The 20,163-nt window shown below is 38.9% G+C and carries 16 protein-coding genes and 2 pseudogenes; 5 read left to right on the top strand and 13 right to left on the bottom strand.

Annotation, left to right across the window (positions count from 1 at the left end):
- Window positions 1–150: 150 nt before the first annotated feature.
- From ACAN52_RS08600 to ACAN52_RS08590, 3 genes are all read right to left on the bottom strand, one after another.
- On the bottom strand, window positions 151–1,839 hold the full coding sequence (locus ACAN52_RS08600; RefSeq protein WP_378954263.1) for a methyl-accepting chemotaxis protein: 1,689 nt from the start codon (window positions 1,837–1,839) through the stop codon (window positions 151–153).
- A 754-nt stretch (window positions 1,840–2,593) separates the two neighbouring features.
- A complete protein-coding gene (locus ACAN52_RS08595) occupies window positions 2,594–3,373 on the bottom strand; it encodes a class I SAM-dependent methyltransferase (RefSeq protein ID WP_378954261.1) in 780 nt (259 codons plus the stop codon).
- 118 nt (window positions 3,374–3,491) lie between these two features.
- Window positions 3,492–3,641, bottom strand: a complete 150-nt coding sequence (locus ACAN52_RS08590; protein ID WP_378954260.1) for a hypothetical protein — start codon at window positions 3,639–3,641, stop codon at window positions 3,492–3,494.
- A 350-nt stretch (window positions 3,642–3,991) separates the two neighbouring features.
- Between ACAN52_RS08590 and ACAN52_RS08585 the strand changes: the two genes are divergently transcribed.
- Entirely contained in the window at window positions 3,992–4,693 is a 702-nt protein-coding gene (locus tag ACAN52_RS08585) for an IS6 family transposase (RefSeq protein ID WP_378954258.1), read from the top strand.
- Here ACAN52_RS08585 and ACAN52_RS08580 read toward each other — a convergent pair.
- The 5 genes and pseudogenes from ACAN52_RS08580 to ACAN52_RS08560 form a co-directional block, all read right to left on the bottom strand.
- Complete coding sequence (locus ACAN52_RS08580) at window positions 4,646–4,945, bottom strand: Dabb family protein (RefSeq protein ID WP_378954256.1); 300 nt, start codon at window positions 4,943–4,945, stop codon at window positions 4,646–4,648. The genes ACAN52_RS08585 and ACAN52_RS08580 overlap by 48 nt on opposite strands.
- A 50-nt stretch (window positions 4,946–4,995) precedes the next feature.
- On the bottom strand, window positions 4,996–5,337 hold the full coding sequence (locus ACAN52_RS08575; protein ID WP_378954255.1) for a nuclear transport factor 2 family protein: 342 nt from the start codon (window positions 5,335–5,337) through the stop codon (window positions 4,996–4,998).
- Window positions 5,338–5,400: 63 nt separating this feature from the next.
- A complete protein-coding gene (locus ACAN52_RS08570) occupies window positions 5,401–6,189 on the bottom strand; it encodes an SDR family oxidoreductase (protein WP_378954254.1) in 789 nt (262 codons plus the stop codon).
- 144 nt (window positions 6,190–6,333) lie between these two features.
- Window positions 6,334–7,242 (bottom strand): helix-turn-helix transcriptional regulator, encoded by a 909-nt coding sequence (locus tag ACAN52_RS08565; RefSeq protein ID WP_378954253.1) that lies wholly within the window; start codon window positions 7,240–7,242, stop codon window positions 6,334–6,336.
- Between the two features lie 759 nt (window positions 7,243–8,001).
- Window positions 8,002–8,133: pseudogene (locus tag ACAN52_RS08560) on the bottom strand (IS6 family transposase); the annotation flags it as partial.
- A 169-nt stretch (window positions 8,134–8,302) separates the two neighbouring features.
- Between ACAN52_RS08560 and ACAN52_RS08555 the strand changes: the two are divergent.
- The 4 genes from ACAN52_RS08555 to ACAN52_RS08540 all read left to right on the top strand — a co-directional run bounded on the left by ACAN52_RS08555 (window position 8,303) and on the right by ACAN52_RS08540 (window position 13,211).
- Window positions 8,303–9,409: a hypothetical protein gene (locus ACAN52_RS08555; protein WP_378954252.1), complete on the top strand. Its 1,107-nt coding sequence runs from the start codon at window positions 8,303–8,305 to the stop codon at window positions 9,407–9,409.
- Window positions 9,410–10,057: 648 nt separating this feature from the next.
- On the top strand, window positions 10,058–10,633 hold the full coding sequence (locus ACAN52_RS08550; protein WP_378954250.1) for a cupin domain-containing protein: 576 nt from the start codon (window positions 10,058–10,060) through the stop codon (window positions 10,631–10,633).
- Between the two features lie 210 nt (window positions 10,634–10,843).
- A complete protein-coding gene (locus ACAN52_RS08545) occupies window positions 10,844–11,836 on the top strand; it encodes a hydrogenase small subunit (RefSeq protein ID WP_378954249.1) in 993 nt (330 codons plus the stop codon).
- Window positions 11,811–13,211 carry a nickel-dependent hydrogenase large subunit gene (locus tag ACAN52_RS08540; protein ID WP_378954248.1) on the top strand — a complete coding sequence of 467 codons (1,401 nt, stop codon included), beginning with the start codon at window positions 11,811–11,813 and terminating at the stop codon, window positions 13,209–13,211. The genes ACAN52_RS08545 and ACAN52_RS08540 overlap by 26 nt, the downstream gene beginning before the upstream one ends.
- Window positions 13,212–13,506: 295 nt before the next feature.
- Here ACAN52_RS08540 and ACAN52_RS08535 read toward each other — a convergent pair whose 3' ends face one another.
- The 5 genes and pseudogenes from ACAN52_RS08535 to ltrA form a co-directional block, all read right to left on the bottom strand.
- Window positions 13,507–14,055: an IS6 family transposase gene (locus ACAN52_RS08535; RefSeq protein ID WP_378954246.1), complete on the bottom strand. Its 549-nt coding sequence runs from the start codon at window positions 14,053–14,055 to the stop codon at window positions 13,507–13,509.
- 1,103 nt (window positions 14,056–15,158) lie between these two features.
- Entirely contained in the window at window positions 15,159–16,793 is a 1,635-nt protein-coding gene (locus ACAN52_RS08530; protein WP_378954245.1) for an ATP-binding protein, read from the bottom strand.
- A 483-nt stretch (window positions 16,794–17,276) separates the two neighbouring features.
- A complete protein-coding gene (locus ACAN52_RS08525; protein ID WP_378954369.1) occupies window positions 17,277–17,804 on the bottom strand; it encodes a recombinase zinc beta ribbon domain-containing protein in 528 nt (175 codons plus the stop codon).
- A pseudogene (locus ACAN52_RS08520) lies at window positions 17,781–17,867 on the bottom strand (recombinase family protein); the annotation flags it as partial. The gene ACAN52_RS08525 and the pseudogene ACAN52_RS08520, both read right to left, overlap by 24 nt.
- A 121-nt stretch (window positions 17,868–17,988) precedes the next feature.
- Complete coding sequence (gene ltrA / locus ACAN52_RS08515; protein WP_378954244.1) at window positions 17,989–19,803, bottom strand: group II intron reverse transcriptase/maturase; 1,815 nt, start codon at window positions 19,801–19,803, stop codon at window positions 17,989–17,991.
- Between the last annotated feature and the right edge of the window lie 360 nt (window positions 19,804–20,163).

Here is a 20,163-nt window from a genome sequence, read left to right as displayed (position 1 = left end):
ACTTAAAGCAAAAAAGCCACGGCGGGAAGATAGGGGACGTTAGTTTGTCTTATAAACAAGACAAACCAACGTCCCCTATCTTCCTAGCATGTAGCGTAGCAGAATGATTTTTACTATTCCTTATTTACTCTTTCTTATTTGATGACGTCTTTAAATACGAAATATCCGAACTGAGGTGTTAAGTTCTTCAGCTAAATGTGCTAAGGCTTGGCTAGCTGCCGCAATTTCTTCCATCGAAGCTGATTGCTCTTCGGTTGCTGCCGATACTGTTTCTGTTTCACTGGCAGTATTTTTACTAATCTGGTCAATCTCATTAACAGAGTCAACCACTTGCTGGCTACCAACACCTAAGTCATGAATCGCTGTAGAAATTTCAACAATTTGTGTGGAGACCTCACTAACTGCTAACACAATATCAGCAAAAGCCTGACCAGTACTTGTCACTAATTCTGCTCCTAATTGCACTTCACGGCTACCAGTGACCATAGCACTTACTGTATTGTTGGTTTGTCCCTGAATTTGGGAGATAATAACGGAAATCTGCTTAGTCGCCTCTTGAGACTGCTCAGCCAGTTTGCGTACTTCTTCCGCGACCACAGCAAATCCTCTACCTTGCTCACCAGCCCTGGCCGCCTCAATTGCTGCATTAAGGGCTAGTAAATTAGTTTGCCCGGCAATTCCAGAAATAGTATCTACAATTTGACCTATTTCCTGTGAATGTTGACCAAGTACAGTAACTAGTTGGGTTGAGGAATTGACAGTCTGTTCAATTTTCCGTATTTGCTTAACCGTCTTTTCGATAGAAATCGTGCCTGCCTCTGCAGTAGCAGTAGCGCGCGTTGAACTGTTCCCAACCTCCCTAGCAGTAGCTGCAATCTGTTGGACACTAGTTGACATATTTTTAGCAACTAGCGTGGTTTGGTTAACCGTGTCTAACTGTTGCTGCGAGCCCTGAGCAATGTCAGTAATGGAAATGGCTACTTGATTAGATGCCTGGGCCGATTGCTCAGCACTGGCTGTCAGTTGTTGAGATGAAGAAGCTATATGTTCCGCAGAGACAGATATTTTACCGATCAGTTGTTTCAATTGTGCAGTCATCTGATTAAATGACTGCGCGAGCTGTCCAACTTCATCTCCAGAGTCAATTTTTAGCGGGGGTTGAGTAAGATCCCCATCGGCAATTTTTGCAGCAGCAGTTGCTACTGCATTAACCGGTTTGGCAATCTTACGGCTAATCCATAGTCCAATACTGATACCAGCAAAAGCAATAAGGATATTTACGCCAATTATAATTTTGTGTGTCTGTTCTTTTTCTGTCTCTAGACGTTGTTCCTCATTTTTTACAAATTCTTGAATAGCTTTCACTAAATCAACAGTGGCTCCATTGGCGAGCTTAAAGGGTTGCCCAGCCTGTTGCATGTATAAAGCTACCTGTTCGATCTTATTCTCACGTTTTGCTTGGATAGATTTTTCGGCAATAACTTCATAAGCAGTTTTTTCTGTTTTGATCTTTTGGATTATTTTTTTTGCATCTTCGTTGACAAACAATTGCTCAGATCTAGCCACTTTGTCATTCATTGCCTGTTTGTATTGGTTGTAAATCAAGATATCACTTTCATCACCTGTGAAATTAAAACGCCGCACTACCACAGCCAAATTCGCTAAATCATTTGCAGTGCCTAAGGTTAATTGCATTTTTTCCATATTTTCATTAGTACTTTTTTTCGCTACGGTATCCAGTTTGTTAAATTCGTATATAGTAAAGACACTCATACATACGACTAGGAACGTAACAAATAGAAAAGCTCCTGTGATTTTTTTACCAATTGATAAATTCATAATTATTTTTTCCCTATTTTTCAAATTTCTTTTTATATATAAAACTTAGCTTTAACAAAGATTCAGCCAAGATAGAAGTTTTAGTTTCTCTTATTTTGAATCAGAAGGTGTTCTACTTTTTAATCCTTTAGAAATAAATGAACAATCTTTTAGTTATCTTTATAGTCCCTCTTAAATACTATATTTTTACCAATTATTCTCTTTATATCATTTATTCGACATTTTACCACATATCCCTTTGATATTTTTTTATAATAAAGTGTCGTATTATGGTTAACGCTAAAATAAGCAGCCAAGGTGACAGATGATGAGTAAAAGAAGTTATGTCGCCAATTTAGCTAGTAACGGTCAAATTACTCTGAGAAATCAGTATCCTCTCAAAACAATTGGCAAAGGAGGTATTTATACATTTTATTGTATAAATACCTCCTTTGCCGCTTTCCAATCTTATTTGTATTTTTTTGAGTTTCTTTTATGCATCTAACTACTAACACTACTCTCTCTTACTTCCAGCTATTTATTTACTATCAATGCCACTGACTCCACATGTGTTGTGATAGGGAGTTGATACCAATACACTGAATTTTTGAAGGTTCGGCACCCCTATGACACCCTGCGACACCCCTATTTTCAGAAATTGGAGTTACTAAATATAAACATATAGTATAATACTTCTTCTTTTCTGAAATATCATACCTGTCCCCGCATTTCTTTTATTCAATTTGCTGAGTTAGATTTTTGGGCAAGAATAACATCAAATCTTTTGTGAGTAAATTAGCAATTGCATTTCCCTGTGCGATGATGGTATCGATTTATCAAACTTCCCAAATGTATTTTTAACAATCATTTCTCTCGATTTGAAGATGTCTTCTATTTCATTTACTGAGTATAGTCGAATGCTTGAATGCGCTGACAATTCATCAATTTTTGGTTTTTCAGCTACCTCTCCAAATTTCAGCCCCCATCCTCCATATAACATCCGTCGATTTTCTTTATCCCAATGGAATTCGGGAAGAGAAAGCTCTTTTTCTCCAATATCCCAATACCTTCTTGGAAAATGCATTTCAGCATGCTCCGCATTGCAAATATTCATAAAATGTTTTCCACCTTTTTTTAGAGAAGATGTAATCAAATCAAATATTTTCAAATTTTCATTATCATTTTCCAGATATCCAACCGCACCATCTGCCATATTTAAAACAACATCAAATTCATTTTTAAAAGTCATATCCCTTATATCTGCACAGATAAATTCTGCATTTAATTTATCAAAAGAAGAAATTCTCATAGCCTCGTTTATATAATCACTTGTAATGTCTACGCCAACTACTGGAAAACCTCTTCTTGAAAGCTCTAGTGCATGTCTACCAAAACCACATGCTAAATCCAAAATTCTTTCTGTCCCTGATAAATCCATAATATCAATGATAAAGTTGACTTCATCGTTAGTATGTTCAACCCAAGACATATCTTGAATATCAAGTGACCATATTTCTTTATACCATTCTGGGCTGGGTTTATTTAAAATATTCATTTACAAACCTCTTCAAGCCTATACATTATCCTAATTACTTGTCCTATACTACAATAAGCGGCGGGGTTCTGGTGCAGAAAAGTATGAAATCGAAATTTTCCTGAATTTCGCCACAGTGTTAAGCTACGATCCCCATAATCTTATTTATAAATTCAACCTCAGAACGGACACATTGAATTTCTTCAACCTGCCCCTTCCTGCTCATATGCATCGTTTCAATTCCACAAATTATTTTCTCAGCAGTTTCAAAGCTATCAAATCCAAGCATTAGTTTGATCTTTCGTTTAATAAATCGATTGTTGTATGAGTTAGTTTCAAACCTCTCTCTTGCATCATCTCAACGATCATTTGATGTCTCCACACGCATGTTCGAATATTATAGGATATCCTAGTTTTGATTCATTTTTCTGAAAAATGCCTTTTCATCTTCAGTGAATTCCTCAAAACTATTAAGTCTAATATATTTATTTACATAATTTTTCTGAATTTCTTCTTTCCAGTTTGGACCTCGGGATTCTTCTGATATTACATATTGTTTAACTGTTTCCTTTTCGGTTCTGGTGCAAAAAATAAATCGATGCTATAATCTTACCACAAACTTGAGAATTGAGGTAAAAAATGTCACATAATTTATTTAAGTGGAAACATTTCGATTCGGAAATTATAATGTTATGCGTCCGTTGGTATCTAAAGTATCCACTCAGTTATAGAATGCTTGTGGAAATGATGCAAGAAAGAGGATTAAACCTCACCCACACAATAATTATGAGATGGGTTCATCAATATTCTCCAATTATTAGCAAGAAGCTCAGAAAACATATTACACCAACGAACGATTCGTGGCGAATGGATGAAACCTATCTGAAAATCAAGGGTACAAATGCCTATTTATATAGAGCAGTTGATTCTCAAGGGAACACTATAGACTTCCTCGTATCTGAACATCGCGATAAAGATGCTGCGAAGAATTTCTTTAGAAAAGCTCTAAAAGCCAAACATAGTCAGCAACCAAGGGTAATAACAACTGACAAGTATGCCGCGACCGAGATTGCTATCTATGAAATGATATATAGCGGAATCCTCTCTGTCAGCACGTCGCTTCGAAAAGTAAAATATCTGAACAATATTATTGAACAAGACCATCGATTTATTAAGCGAAAGGTCAAGCCAATGCTTGGATTTGGCAGTTTTAAAACTGCTGAGAAAACAATTTGTGGAATTGAAATTATGCATATGATTAGAAAAGGGCAGATTGTAGAAATTCAATCTGCCCTATCTGAGGTTCAATTTATAAACAAAATCATGAGTATCGCAGTTTGATATTTGGATAAATCTTTGGCAACTTCTAACTTTATAGAATCTTTGCACCAGAGCCTCAAAATCTTCCATAGAAGCAAATTTGGTAATTAATATAACGTCATAAGACGACGTTCCATGACGTATATCTACTTCTACTTTCAAATCATGGAGAAACTCAATTTTCCCCTGCATACTTAGCAACATATCCCTTGTCTTTGCAATGTTTTCATCGTTCCTATCCTTAAGTTTTAAAAGCAGATTGTTTGTGATCATTCTAGAACATCCTATCTACTATTGTTTCTGATAATCATTACGTCTAACAATCAATCACCAGTTAATCGAGTGCTCAACATGGTAATCTTACCGTCATTGATGGTAAAGTGGAAGTCAAGTGGAATCGGACTTCCATCAAAGGTTCCGGAAACTTGAGCTGTGAGTACAGTCTCGTTGCCTTGCTCTACTAGGTTGATAGGATCTAGGGTGTCTTGATATTTCTCAATGCTAGCATCAATCCATTTCTTGATAGCAGCAATACCGCAAATCTCCTGTCCTTCGTCATGAACAATGGCATCACCTGCGAAACAAGCAATCACTGCATCACTATTTTGATCATTCTTTGCCTGAACAAAAGTAGCAATAAGCTGTGGTAGTTTTATCGACATCATGATCCTCTCCTTACTTATTTTATCATTGATTTTACTGTTTACTGTATGTTCCTCCTTGTTCCGTTAGATTGTCCGAATAGTCCCCCCATCGATGATATGTTCACTACCGATGATATACGAAGCCCGATCAGATGCCAGGAAGGCAACCAGTTCGGCTACTTCTTCAGGACGGCCCGGACGTCCAAGGGGAATACCCCCCAGGTTATTCATTATTTCCTGCCGCGCACTGTCATAGTCGGTATCCGAACCATTAGCCAACAGTTTAATAAATCCCTTTGTGGCCGTCGTTTCAATGAAACCAGGCGCAACGGTATTAACCCGTACGCCGTGAGGCGCGACCTGGTTGGCAAGTCCTTTGCTGTAGTTTGCCAAAGCTGCCTTCGCCGCAGAATACGCCATCGTTTCAGTTGCTGGGAAGAGCCGCCGGATGGATGTAATATGAATGATAACGCCGGAGCCCTGTTCCAGCATCGAAGGAAGTAGTGCTCGATCTAGGCGAACAGCTGGGAAGAAATTTGTGTTAAAGATCTGCTGCCAATTATCATCACTCATTACTAGAGCGCCCCCAACTGGAACAGACGACCCGCCTACATTATTAATCAAAATATCTACACCACCAAAACGCTCAAGCACCGTTTTAGTAATTACTGCCACGCCTTCTGCAGTACTGACGTCAGCTTGAATAAATAATTCCGACCCATGGGTATCATCAGGAATGGATCGAGCAGTGGTTATAATTATTCCTCCAGCACTCTTCAGGCGCTTGACGATGGCTTCACCAATACCTTGTGTTCCACCTGTGACTAGAATTCGCTTACCTTTAAATTCATCTACATTAAATAAGTTATCCATTATTATCTCCCTTCTTTCGTTATATTTTGCTGTCCTCTCGTTTCTATTTGACAACCACATTATCTATAGATCGTTTTATAACTCTTGATCTATTTTTTAATTATACACGAGATAATAAGACAACAGTATGTCATATTAAAATCATTATTCATAAAGTTTTAATGCTTGTCGTATTCGATTTGCAATTATTTTACGTACGTTCTCTGGTGCTATGACCTTCACAAAACTGCCAAAAGATAAAATATAACTGTAAAGCCATTCTCCTTCCGGAAGTGCGGTCTCTAAAGTAAAGCTTCCGTCACCGTTCTGGATAATAAATGAATCATCAAAATAGTCGTATAAGCGATTTAAGACCTGCGCCTGAAAGCAAAGTTTCAAGGCAATTAACGACTGTTGACCAGCGTTCTGTTCTTCCGGTTTCGCTTCTGGCGGCACCTTTACATCAAATGTATCCGCCTGAATTTCTAGTTTTTTTAGCCTGGATATCCTAAAGGTCCTGTGTTCCTGACGTTGCCGACAGAAGGCTAGTAGATACCATGCATTATTTTTAAAAATAAGTTTTTCCGGTTCCGCCAATCGTATGCTCCTGTGGCCTTCCCCGTTCACATAGTCAAATCGAATGACATTTCGCCCCAGCATAGCCCGTTTTATATCGTTAAACTTGTTTTGTTCATTGGGTGAACTTCCCCAAGGAGAAAAATCAACTTCTACCCAGTCATGATCTAAAGCATTCTTAAATATTGCCCCCATCTTTTCAAGGGCAATATCCAATTCCGGATATTGAGTTGCCCGCAGAGTATTGAATGCCAGCAGCAGGTTTTCGCTTTCATGCTCTGAAATAAGCATCCTGTTTAATGTATAATTTTCAAGCAGATGTATGCCGCCGCCATTGCCTTTATTCATATACACAGGTACACCTGCTGATGAAAGCACATCAATATCCCGGTAAATTGTCCTTGTTGAAACACCAAAACGGTCAGCAAGTTCTCTGGCGGTAATCGTTCCCTTATTAAGCAATATGGTTGTAATCTCAAATAATCGATTTCTTTTCATTTTTTATCACCCAAATTAATTATAGCATTAAATACGACATACACCTGTCATATTTAATGCTACAAATTCCTAAATTCATCAAACAGTATATAACTATTATTTTATAAACGCCATAAACTACCCCAACACTTAAATGTCTATTACAAACATGCCATCCGTAAAATATAATGGCCTGTAGTAAAACCGCCCGTCAATCCAGCCCCACATACCCCCTTGCTGTAACTGCCTTCATCAACTTCATCCCCCACTCCAACCATACAAATACACGAAACCCTCTACATTTCGTGTAAAAGTATTCATTTTCGTGTATTTGTTTAAACTTTTACACGAAACCTCTCGACTCCGCGACACCCCCCAATGAAAAAATCGCTCAAACCGAAGTATGAGCGAACATAATTACACACTTGTAAAATTAACCAAAACCCACGAGCCCCCGCGAATACAGGCTATTTACGCTCTATCAACGCCACACACTCAACATGTGTTTTGATAGATAAATAATACTGATACGCGTAATTGGAATTTTGCGTAAAAGTGCGACACCCCTAAGGGTCATTGATTTATTAAACAAAAAGTCATGCTAATACTTGGATTTGACAGTTTTCAAACTGCAGAGAAAACCATTTGTGAAATTGAAGCAATGCATATGAACAAGAAAGGGCAGATTGAATAAATGAAACAGCGGGGCAGGTTGCATGATTCACACTATAAAATATATGTTCATAGTGATTTGAATCAATTCACCTGTCCCGCTGATTCAAGGTTTAATCCTCGTTCCTGCATCATCTCCACAATCATGCGGTAACTGAGTGAATATTTCAGGTACCAGCGAACACATAATATTATAATTTCGGACTGGAAATGTTTCCATTTAAACAAATGCTGTGACATTCTTTTTACCTCAACTTTTAAGTTTAGGGTAATGATTATATCACGGCGTTATTTTTTGCACTAGAACCCTGTTTTCTTCCATATCATTTTGTTTACGGTACCCCGAAAAATAGTATCGCATATTATATAATATGCGATACTATTTTTCGATAAAGAAGGGATGAATTTTATGTCTTCTTGTGATAAAACTAGAACTGATAAGCACGTCAGCTTATACGACTATAGCAAAAATATAATTCAGGGAAACAACCTGAAGAATACAGAAACTGATGACCGTGCTAATACCATTACATCCAATTTTGGAGCCTTAGGCAGCTGCGGATGCACACCTATATGTCCACTATGTCCTACTGGAGCAACTGGTGCGTCGATCCCATTTTCAGCAAACCGGATTTACGTTACAAATCGGGCAGATAACACCGTATCGGTCATTGATGGGAATACCAATACCATCATAGCCACCGTTACGGTAGGTTCGAATCCATCCGGTGTAGGTGTTAATTCATCAACAAACCGGATTTACATTGCAAATGAGGGAGATAACACCATATCGATCATTAGTGGAAATACCAACACCGTTATAGGCACCGTTACGGTAGCTTCAAGACCAAGCGGTATAGGTGCGAATCCATCAACAAACAAAATTTACGTCGCAAATTGGGGAAGGAGCAGCGTATCGGTTATTGATGGGAATACCAATACCATCATAGCCACCGTTCCTGTACATCGACATCCATTCGCTGTAGGTGTGAATCTATCAACAAACCAAATTTACATTGTAAATCAAGAATCGGTTCTCTCATATTGCACCATATCGGTCATTGATGGGATTACCAATGGTATCATAACCACCGTTCAGGTAGGTCGGTATGCAACTGGTGTAGGTGTTAATTCATCAACAAACCGAATTTACATTGCAAATGCGAACTCTAGCATCCTATCGGTCATTGACGGGAATACCAATACCGTCATAGCCGACATTTTAGTACATTCTGGTTTATTCGCTGTAGGTGTTAATTCATTAACAAACCTGATTTACGTTACAAATCCGCCAGATAACACCGTATCGGTCATTGATGGGGATACCAATACCGTCATAGACACCGTTACGGTGGGTCGGAATCCATCCATTGTAGGTGTTAATCCATCAACAAACCTGATTTACATTGCACATCAGGAAGATAACACCGTATCAATCATTAGTGGAAATACCAATACCGTTATAGGTACCGTTGAGGTAGGCTCGATGCCAAGGGGTATAGGTTTTAATCCTTAATGACTCCTACGAAATGGCATGATTTTCTTCCGAGAAAAAAACAGTTTGCGTCTTTGCGCGAGCTAGCCTTTTCTCTTTTTTCATATTGGGTAAGTTTTACTGAAACAGCGGGACAGGTCTCATGATTCACGCTACAAATTATATGTTCATAGTGATTTGAATCACTTCAACTGTCCCGCTGATTCATCAATGCCACTAAGTTCCGTTTGTACACCCCGCCGCACTTTTGACAAAATCCCCAATTTTTTCGTGTAGTAATTTGCATTTCGGATATTTGTGCACCCCCCTAAACAAAAAAACGCTCAAACCGAAGTATGAGCGAACATAAATAACACACTTGTAAAATTTATAAAAAGCTGCGAACACTCGCCATTACTAGGCTACCTCCGCTTTATCAACGCTACCGACTCCACATGTGTTGTGATAAAAAGATGATACTAATACACGGATAAATTATAATTTCGGCACCCCCAAAAGTGTCACGACACCCCTACTTTTGAATCCTTTCAAGGGTTCACTTTTTCGTTTTTATATATTGACACTCACTGACGTTCCCGGTATTATCCTCCGGGATTACAGGGAACTAATCACTCGCTTTTTACATAAAACATATAATAATATTGAAGTATTGAGAGAGGAGTGTTTAATTTGGTTTATAACAGAAATCCATATCCATGGCAGATTAACATGTCAATGTACGACCAGGATAATCTGTATTCCGATTATAAAATGTGTCACTGCCCTTACTGTGAATATATTTACAGCACTTGTAATCAATTCCCTTGCCATTATACTCCTGCCAGCCCTCCTATTAAACTAAAGGATTATGGGGCTAGCCCATTTGTTATTAACATTGAAGAAGCCACAAAGCAAAACAATAATTTTCGTACCACTTTATGGACAGGTAAATATTTTCAACTTACCCTAATGAGTATCGACGTGGGGGAAGATATAGGTTTAGAAATTCACCCATACCTTGACCAATTCATACGCATTGAAGAAGGTCAAGGACTTGTCAAAATGGGAGATAGAAAAGACAGGTTGAAATTTCAAGCAAATATCCGGGAAGATTATGCCTTCATTATACCTGCTGGTAAATGGCATAATCTAATTAACACAGGCGATAAACCAATTAAATTATATTCTATTTATGCACCGCCTCAGCATCCATATAGTACAGTTCATAAAACTAAAGAAGATGCCGAAGAGCACCACCGTCGCTAATTTAAAAAAGGCTCAGGATCAGATTTCTATGATTGAAGAATCTGAAAAGCTGTATCTATTTGAAAAGAAAAAATATAGAAAATAACCCATAATACTATCCACAAAAAATTCAGCCTATCTTTAAACAGTAGGCTATTTTCTTTTCTACAGGGTACTTTTAAAAGATTAATCTTCATAAATTAATCTTACAATGAGAAGTAAGGAGGTACTATGGAAAAAAGCGATTTCTTACAATTCTGCCGAAAATACCATTCCATCGATGACTATGCTTTATCGGCGAGAATCCTCCCCACCATCCGGGAATATATAAAACAGCCTAACACTAGTAAAATGCCCGTAATTTGGCTAGAGACCAGTGATAGCGGCGACAATAATATCGCTTTCATGAATACAACCTATCCCTATTTAAATCAAGTTTTTTCAGACATGATTAATCTATTCTATAGCAATACATTCATGGCGGCGCAAGGAAGAGACGCTCTTGCACTTCTTGAAGAGATAGCTACAGTTTACGATGGAGAATTTACGCTAGTAGTTGAGGGTGCTATACCGACTAAAGATAACGGAATATATAATATAATTGCCCGCACTAAACATTATAAATTAACAGCCTTAGATGCAGTAACCTGGCTTGGAACAGCTGCTAAGTACGTTGTTGCTATTGGAACTTGTGCCAGTTTTGGAGGCGTCTCAGCTGCTGCTCCGAATATTACCCAATCGGTAGGCGTTGGGAAAGTACTGAAACGGGAAGTTATCAATGTCAGCGGATGCCCTGTAAACCCCGATTGGTTTGTCGGCACCTTAGCCCATTTAATTATGTATGGCAGACCAGATCTTGATGAGTTGGGAAGGCCTAAACTTTTCTATGGTTCTACTGTCCACCAGCACTGTCAGCGCCGATCCTACTTTGACAAAAAAGATTTTGCTGAAAGGCTAGGAGAAATCGAGTGTATGTTTTCCCAAGGATGTATGGGGCCACGTACTGGCTCTGACTGCCCTTACCGCCAATGGATCAATCATGTAAACTGGCCAGTGAAGGCAAATACCCCTTGTATCGGATGTACTAATGAGAATTTCCCTGACGGTTCAGCCCCCTTCTTTACACCTTTGCCACAAAAAAACCAGAGTAAGCAAGTTAACAACGAACAACTGTCAACTACAGGGAAAGGAGAATCCTATGAGCCTACAGAAAATTCTGTTTAGCCCTGTTACACGCTTGAGTGGGCTGCTATCGGTTGAACTCGGTATCGATGATAGTTGTATTGTCTCGGCTGACGTCAGCAGTACTATGTTCCGTGGTTTCGAATACATTATGCGCGGACGCAATGTGGCAGATGCTGTATACATGACACAACGTATTTGTGGAATTTGCTCAACAGCACATGGAGCTGTAGCAAGTTATCTCCTAGACGATTTGTATGATAATGATATCGAGGAAAACGCCCAGTATTTGCGAAATATTATGTTCGCGGCAGACTTTCTACAAAACCACATCCGGCATTTCTATTTTTTTGGACTACCTGATTTTGTTATAATGCCTGATAACCCCCTCTTTCAGAATCAAAACTGTTTTGACTGCCGACTTGATGATTCCGATAATCGGCGCCTGTCAAGCCATTATATCGAAGCTGTAAAAGCTGCCCAAAAAAGTCATCAGCTCTTAGCCCTATTGGGTGGCAAAGCGCCACACCAACACAGTTTTGTCCATGGGGGCGTGACTGTAGCACCTACAGCAGATTTAATTAATCAGGCGCAGTTCCTTATGAAAGATATTCAAGAGTTTGTTAAACGCTATATGCTTCCAGATACAGAACTACTTTCCCATTGCTATGATGATTATTTTCATATTGGTGAAACTCCAGGTTGTTTTTTATCCTTCGGACTCTTTCACTTCGGAAAGAAGAATGAGCAAGTGCTCTGGAAAGGAGGCGTCCTTGATAGAGGTTCATTAACACAGCCAAGACTGGATTTAATACAAAAAGATATATCGAAATCTTGGTTTGAACGCGATAAAGAGACAGGAGATGTTTCTCCTGCTCCCTATAAGCCCGAGGCCTATACCTGGGTAAAAGCCGTACTCTATAATGGCAAACATTATGAAGGTGGACCTCTAGCTCGTATGATTATGAACGGTTACTATAAGGGGGGCACTTCAACTATGGATCGTATCGTGTCCCGTTCATTGGAAACACTCCTAATTACTGAGCTAGTAAAGGACTGGTTGAATTGCCTAGAACCTGGAGCAGCACCACTAAAACAAAAAGAGCAAATTGTGAAAAACCAGGCTATTTCCGTAACCGACGCCATGCGTGGCCCCTTGCTTCATAGCGCCTCTATCAAAGATGATCAAGTGAGAAAATATGACATTATTACCCCCACAGGCTGGAACTTTTCACCGAAAGATCTTTCTGGTTATCGGGGGCCTGCGGAAACGGCTCTTATTGGTACGGAAATACCATCACCCGAACTTAAGTATGTAATCCCGGGTCGCATTATACGTTCCTTTGACCCTTGTCTTTCATGTGCTACACATCTGCTGGACTATGACACAAACAATGTAGAACATATAATATATTGAACAGATGGTTCTGGTACAAAATTTTCATTTTTTTATGCTTTGATCAATTTTTGAAGAATATCGGTGAGCCCACCTCATAATCCTCCTCTGTGTCTTCTCGTAATAATTGAAAATCATGTATTTTCACCTTTCTCACAACGCACTCGGTGTTGCAAAAAAGACGACAGTTATCTTTCAGTAGTTTCATTCAGCCCCCACGTGGGGCTTTTTTACTATAGCGGAAAGTATCGCGTCCAGGGTTCTCGCCCTTTAATTGTACTTTTTTTCTTACTGCTACATATATTTTGAAAAAGCGTTATATGTAGGAGGAGACAAGGTGGCAATTATAAAGATCCGAAGAACTCAGATATTTTATTCTCCGAAGCGTTGTTTTAACTGAAAGAGTTCCACTATAAATCATTTCATAAATAGCAATTTCGGTTGCAGCGTACTTATCAGTTGTGATAACTCTTGGTTGCTGATTATATGTAGCTTTTAATGCTCTTCTAAAGAACTTTTTCGCCGCATCTTTATCACGATGTTCAGATACAAAAAAGTCTATCGTCTTCCCTTCGGAATCTACTGCGCGATATAAATATGCATTTTTACCCTTGATTTTAAGATAGGTTTCATCCATCCGCCACGAATCATTTGTTAGTTTAAGATGTCTTTTGAGTTTTTCGCAAATAATTGGAGAATATTGATGAACCCATCTCATAATTGTTGTATGAGTTATATTCAAACCTCTCTCTTGCATCATCTCAACAAGCATTCTGTAACTCAATGGATATTTAAGATACCAACGAACGCACAACACTATAAATTCAGCCTCAAAATGCTTCCATTTAAATAATTGCGATGACATACTTTTTACCTCAATTTTCAAGTTTACGGTACGAGTATATCATGGCTTTATTTTTTGCACCAGAACCCAGTTTTTCTGTCTGCATAATAATTGGTACTATGAACACTTCTGACTACCTCTTTGCAGATGTGCAATTTCACTTTCGTTTATATGCAATCTCGCTACATCATTTAATTGATGTGAAAAGTAGGTTCTCTCCAGTTTCTTTAGATACTGTTTTGGCGTGTCGCTACCCATACACCGCAGGGTTCTTAGGTATTGCATTTAGGGTTCTTCATACCTTCTTCTGCCTTCGCCATTGATAGCGTAGCTCGGCTCCCTGTTGTCCCTTTCAGGAAGTCAATGTCGATGCGGCAGTATTCACTTTATGTTACAACCCGCCAAATTGCCCAGTTTGTTACCCAAACTACATAACGCCTCAAAGCACAAATTACTTCATACCTCGGTTGCTGACTACGGGACTGCCCTACCTTTATCCCGACAGGACTTGCACCTGCAAGCATCTAAAAGCTTATCTGGACACGACTATCACCGCGACCGACTCCACATGTGTTGTGATAGGGAGTTGATACTAATACACGAATAGATTTGGAGTTCGACACCCGTATGACACCTTGCGACACTGAACTGAACCAAGTTTAACGGACACTAAAAAAGTCATCCTATCTGGAAATGGTATGATAAACTGGACACTAAAATAAGAGAAAAAGGTGGACCGAAACCCCAAAAACGGGCATCATAAGTAAATACCCCCTCCTGTAAAATTTCAATTATGAAATAAACAACAGAGGGTATTTTTTTTAAGCATCACGCAGTGGTTATTATAATTGTACTAAACGAATGAATTAGTTTGATAAATTCATTCTTCAACCTTCCAGTTGTAACACAGAGTTATTTTATAATCTCTGGTGGCACATGAAGTATTTTTGCTAGCTTCTCCAATAGTTCATTAGGCACATTAGTTATAATATCAGTGTCGATTCGTGAAAAGTATGAATAAGAAACATCGTCAAATGCCTCTATAAATGCATTCCTTTCTTGAAATCCGCGAAATTCTTCTTACCGTAGCACTCTACCGCCACCATAATTTTCTATGTCGGGCTTTATTTATCTATTTTAAATTTAACGTAGAATGTCGTACCATCCGGGGAAGTGTCAACATCAATCTTGGCTCCATGCCGTTTGGCAATTTGATAGCACACCGCCAGTCCTAGCCCCGTTCCGTTATCCTTTGTCGTCAAAAAAGGCGTTCCTAGCTTATCCATCATTGACTGAGGTATCCCTTTGCCGGTATCACTGACAGCCAATATTATCGCGTCCCATTGGACGTAAGATTTAATCGCTAGCGTCCCACTCGACTGCATAGCATCAAATCCGTTGCGTACCAAATTCAACACCAGTTGCCGCAATTCGTTGCCATCCATGTAGATATCTGGAAGGTTATTTTTTTCGATTTGCAAATCATGCCCAGAGTTATACGCTTCTGCCTGCAGTAGCGGTAATAGCGCATCAATAACATCGTTTATATTATCCAGCTTCATTTTTATAGATCTGTCTTTAGCCAGCGATAAGAATTCCGTAATAATCCCATTGGCACGGTCTAACTCCTCGATCATCGTGGTAAACTGTGGCCGAAGCTCGGTATAGTTATCCTTTTGAAGATACCACTGCAGATAGCCCCGCACTGTCGTCAACGGATTTCTAATTTCATGACCGATGCCTGCTGCCATTTCGCCCACAAGGTTTAGCCGATCCAGTCGTGATAGTTCCACATTTATCCTTTGCTGTTTCACATACCGATTAATCAGTAAACCACAAAGCGTCAATATGAATAAACTGGCCACTAAAGTTCCGAGGATATAGCCTCGTTTGCGCTCTTCATAAGCGGTCAGGGCTACTTGGGTAGATTTTCCCACCGCGACTATAAGAGGATACTCTGGTAAAACGCGATAACTCGTTATACGAGTAACTCCATCCAGAATATTAGTTGCCACATACGATGCATCAAGGTGGCCTCTTTGAATATTCTCCCAAAATTGGCTACCTCGGTTGTCCTGACCAGTCTCCAAATTGTCGCCAACCCGACGGGCCCGATTGAAACCATCCGTGCCACTCAGGGATATCAATTGATTTTGGCCAAGGTCTATCTTATTATAAAACTCAAGAAAATAGTCCCCTTTTAAACTGACGTAGATAATTCCACCAAAGGATCCGTCTGGCTTATTGATGCGGCGAGTCAGAGGGATGATGCTATATCCTTCAATCCTGCCAATGATCGGCTTTCCTATATATAGATTCTGACTAGCAGCGTCTCGATGAACCTGGAAGTATTCTCGATCCGAGTAATTTACTTCAAGGGCATTCGGATTAGATGATTGAATTATAGTTCCATTCTCGTTGTAGAACGCTACCAACCTTCGACTTGGATCTTTCTTTGCGTTCTCCTTTAAAGAGATAAACGCCGGATTGGATATTCCGTCACGTTCATAGGTCTGTTGCAGGTTGAGCATCTGCTCATCAGCATTTGCGACGACTCGTCGCACATGTTCTTCAAAGGCTTTGGCTAGATTCATGGTTTCCAGGGAACTTTCTTTAATCGTCCTGTCGTAATCATATTTGATTTGATATTGGATAAAAACCCAGAGACTGGCGATTAAAAGTACTGCTAGTAAAAAAATGAGCCACGGATAGCTCGTCAAATACCTTCTCTTGATTATCTGGACCATACTGGTAATCATTTTCTAGGATACACCCCCTATTGCTATAAACGACGAAGTGCCATGAAAAAGTGAGCTCGCCCAATATCTGTAGGAGATTTGAATATAGATGTAATTCGTTCACAAAAGGTTGTATGCAATCAAGCACTATCACAATGCTCTTATTTTACAAAAGTTGTTAAAATCCTCTATTATATGAGAAATTTTTACTATAACAAATTTACAATGCAATACAAAATTATCTTACTTAATAACTGATTCATTTGTTCTTACTAATACTTCATGTATGATTTTCCCAATAAGAAAGGGCTTTGTTCTTTTTACATAAATAATCAATCATAAATCATCATCCTCCTATGGCCGAGGAGCGTTGAACTAAAACAGCGATCCCAAGATCTAAAAACTTCTATTTTACCCCAGCCATCAGGGTACTGTTTAACGGTGCCACTTAAAAAGCAGAAGAAACCAGTCAAGGCATCACCCCAACTGGCTAATTTTCCACCTCTATTCAATTTCACACTCAACCGAAGTCCCATCAAGTAAACTTACAATCAGTCTACCGCCATCAAAAACCGTAATCTTCTCAACCAGTGCAAAATATAACTCTACATCATATTCAGTTATCGGCTCTGCCGCCGTTATTATCTGGATAAACTGCTTCGCCTTATATCGCTTCAATAAATTATCATTCTCCAGGCTTTCATGCCACTTTTCTATAAAATAAGCCTTGTTATCAACCATGACATTGAAAGCACCCACGAATGCCTGGTACAAAACTCCATCGTCAATATGCTTACTTACACACCCCTTTTCACCTTTAACCACATACTTATCATTGCACCGCCAGATAATCCTCCTGCGTCTGTCATCATTTGAATTCCAAACCTTTCTGCCAAAAATATGACTGCAATTACCACATATCACTCGCCCTGCAAATGGGTTATTGATAGTCGCACACTCAAATTTTTGAATACCATACTCTAAACAATAGTCTCGTCTACGCTCCAACTCAAGCTGAACTGCTTCCCACATATCTTTCTCAATTATTGCAGGATGGCTTTCTTCGACGTAGTATTGTGGTACTTGCCCTGCATTGTCCGCTCGCTTTTTGCTAAGGTAGGGTAGTAACTACAGCGCCTTACCGTTAGGCAGGTTTCTGAGTACCCCCTCAGAACCGGACTTACGCCTTTCAACGTATCCGGCTCGCCAGTTGCTTCTAAGAGTTTTTCTCTGCTCTATGGATTTCTTTATGGCAATTTTCGCACACTACCAATGTTTTCCTTTGCATCCCCTTCATGATCAAAACCCACATGGGAGAAGTAAATCCCGGTCTATTATATTTCTCAAGTAAATCCTTGAGCTTTCTAACATGATGCACAACGAAGTCTTTTCTATTCTTGCTTCTAATACCACATAATTCACAGGTTCCAGCATTTAATCTATTTACGATTTCATGCCATCTCCCAGATATAACTTCGTCTACCTTTGTTTTGGGTTTACTTACCTTTTTTAGTGATTCATTGAAATAAGTCAGCGTTTTAGCTAGACCTTTCCTTGTCTTATATCTTATTCCAATTATTTTCACTGTTCCGGTTCCCTGTTTTCTTGGCACATCAATTCCGTACTTTGTTATTGTCGCCCGAACTGATGCACGTTCTTTTTTTGCTATAGTTTTGACCATGCTGTAATAGTGGTAGTATTTGTACTTTGCCAGTTTTGTGCTTATATCTGTTGCAAGGCAGTAGTAGTTGTATAATCCCCGGATTTCTTCATTATATTTTGCTATTATCTCTCCGATTTTCAGGCTCACCCTGTCATTTTTTTGCACTGGTTTATGATTGTGCCTAAATTCTTTGAGCTTCTTATTTATTACTTCTCCGGGTACGAGCAGTTGAATTTTACCATTAACTGCCCTAATTTTTCTTCCTCTTGAGTCTACAACTATTTTAGTATCTACCTTTGCTTTGTTAATTTCATACCCCAGGAACTTTGCTCTTTCCTTGGCAGCGTGTGTTATTAATGTTTTTTCTAGGTTGAGTTCAAGCTCTAAGATTTGAGAGAGGAAGTTTTTTATTCTTTCTCTGATTTCTTCTGCGAACTTTTTACTTCCATGAATACCAACTATAAAATCATCACAATATCTGACATATCTAACTCTTTTGTAGTCTTTGTCAAATGGGTCTCTTGAAGGCATACTTCTTAGTTTTTTTGTTAATTCTTTAACTTTTTCATAATCGCCATTCCTTCGAAAGAAATCTCTTTCCTTCCAGACCCTATAGTGTGCTAAATTTTGTTTTTTCTGAGGTTTTATATTGATTTCTCTTTCCATTTTTTCCATAACCTTATCCAGTTCATGTAAGTATATATTGGATAGTATAGGACTTATAATCCCACCTTGCGGTGCTCCTGAAAGAGAGTCATGTACCTGATGGAACTCAAAATACCCTGCTTCCAAAAATCTTCTAATAATTTCGATAATCCTTCCGTCTTTAATTTTCTTCTTCAATAGTCCAAGTAGTATATTCTGGCTCATGTTATCAAAGAAACCTTTTATATCTCCTTCGATAAACCAGTTTATCCCCTTGAAATTTTGTTTTATTTGGTACAGTGCTGTATGGCAGCTTCTTTTTGCTCTGAAGCCATGAGATGAATCTAAAAATAGTGGTTCATATATGGATTCAAGCATTAACTTTAAAATTTCCTGTACTATTTTATCTTGGAAGGATGGTATTCCCAGCGGACGCATTCTGCCATCTTTTTTGGGGATGTAGGTTCGTCTTACTGGATGAGGGTAATAACTTTCATTTTTAAGTTTGCCAATCAGTTCCTCAATTAGTTGATATCCAAACCCGTCAATCGTATTTCCGTCCGTTCCTGGTGTCATGTTGCCTTCTTTTGCGTAAATTTCATTGTAAGCACGCAAGAAAAAATCCTGATTAAACAGATTTCTATAAAGCCTGTCGAAAACAAAATTTTCGTTTTCGGTAGACTTATCCCTTAGTATTGATAATATTACCTCAGCTTTTTGCATTCCGCATACCTCCGCAAATTATCAGTCAAACAACCTGCTTCCCTTCGCCATGTAACAGTCATTATCTGTCTCGGACTACTACGGAAGCTCCGTAACCATATTGGTATTATCCAACTTAGGCTATCCCCGTTTAGATTTGAAAGTATATCAGTGTAACTTAGGCTCCTTTTCGCTTCTTTAACGTATCGCCGATACGCCTGAGAAATCAGGAGATTATAGAAGTTGACTTTCTTAACTTCTATATGATCTCTCGTATACGTCTCAATTGATTTTCGTATACCCAACCGTTTATGGAGAAGAAACTAGGTTTCAAGCAGTGTAGCCTTAGCCGTATTACACTTGGTTTCGCACATCACCCTG

Origin of the sequence: Pelosinus sp. sgz500959 (assembly GCF_042610375.1) — a bacterium.
Lineage (GTDB): Bacteria > Bacillota > Negativicutes > DSM-13327 > DSM-13327 > CTSoil-075.
The sequence above is the reverse complement of the archived record's forward strand: the minus strand, read 5'-3'. Positions and strand labels throughout refer to the sequence as shown.

Excerpts from the sequence above, each read along its gene's own strand:
- ACAN52_RS08600 (WP_378954263.1), bottom strand. The coding sequence starts at position 1,839 with ATGAATTTATCAATTGGTAAAAAAATCACAGGAGCTTTTCTATTTGTT.
- ACAN52_RS08595 (WP_378954261.1), bottom strand. The coding sequence starts at position 3,373 with ATGAATATTTTAAATAAACCCAGCCCAGAATGGTATAAAGAAATATGG.
- ACAN52_RS08590 (WP_378954260.1), bottom strand. The coding sequence starts at position 3,641 with ATGCTTGGATTTGATAGCTTTGAAACTGCTGAGAAAATAATTTGTGGA.
- ACAN52_RS08585 (WP_378954258.1), top strand. The coding sequence starts at position 3,992 with ATGTCACATAATTTATTTAAGTGGAAACATTTCGATTCGGAAATTATA.
- ACAN52_RS08580 (WP_378954256.1), bottom strand. The coding sequence starts at position 4,945 with ATGATCACAAACAATCTGCTTTTAAAACTTAAGGATAGGAACGATGAA.
- ACAN52_RS08575 (WP_378954255.1), bottom strand. The coding sequence starts at position 5,337 with ATGATGTCGATAAAACTACCACAGCTTATTGCTACTTTTGTTCAGGCA.
- ACAN52_RS08570 (WP_378954254.1), bottom strand. The coding sequence starts at position 6,189 with ATGGATAACTTATTTAATGTAGATGAATTTAAAGGTAAGCGAATTCTA.
- ACAN52_RS08565 (WP_378954253.1), bottom strand. The coding sequence starts at position 7,242 with ATGAAAAGAAATCGATTATTTGAGATTACAACCATATTGCTTAATAAG.
- ACAN52_RS08555 (WP_378954252.1), top strand. The coding sequence starts at position 8,303 with ATGTCTTCTTGTGATAAAACTAGAACTGATAAGCACGTCAGCTTATAC.
- ACAN52_RS08545 (WP_378954249.1), top strand. The coding sequence starts at position 10,844 with ATGGAAAAAAGCGATTTCTTACAATTCTGCCGAAAATACCATTCCATC.
- ACAN52_RS08540 (WP_378954248.1), top strand. The coding sequence starts at position 11,811 with ATGAGCCTACAGAAAATTCTGTTTAGCCCTGTTACACGCTTGAGTGGG.
- ACAN52_RS08535 (WP_378954246.1), bottom strand. The coding sequence starts at position 14,055 with ATGTCATCGCAATTATTTAAATGGAAGCATTTTGAGGCTGAATTTATA.
- ACAN52_RS08530 (WP_378954245.1), bottom strand. The coding sequence starts at position 16,793 with ATGATTACCAGTATGGTCCAGATAATCAAGAGAAGGTATTTGACGAGC.
- ACAN52_RS08525 (WP_378954369.1), bottom strand. The coding sequence starts at position 17,804 with ATGTGGGAAGCAGTTCAGCTTGAGTTGGAGCGTAGACGAGACTATTGT.
- ltrA (WP_378954244.1), bottom strand. The coding sequence starts at position 19,803 with ATGCAAAAAGCTGAGGTAATATTATCAATACTAAGGGATAAGTCTACC.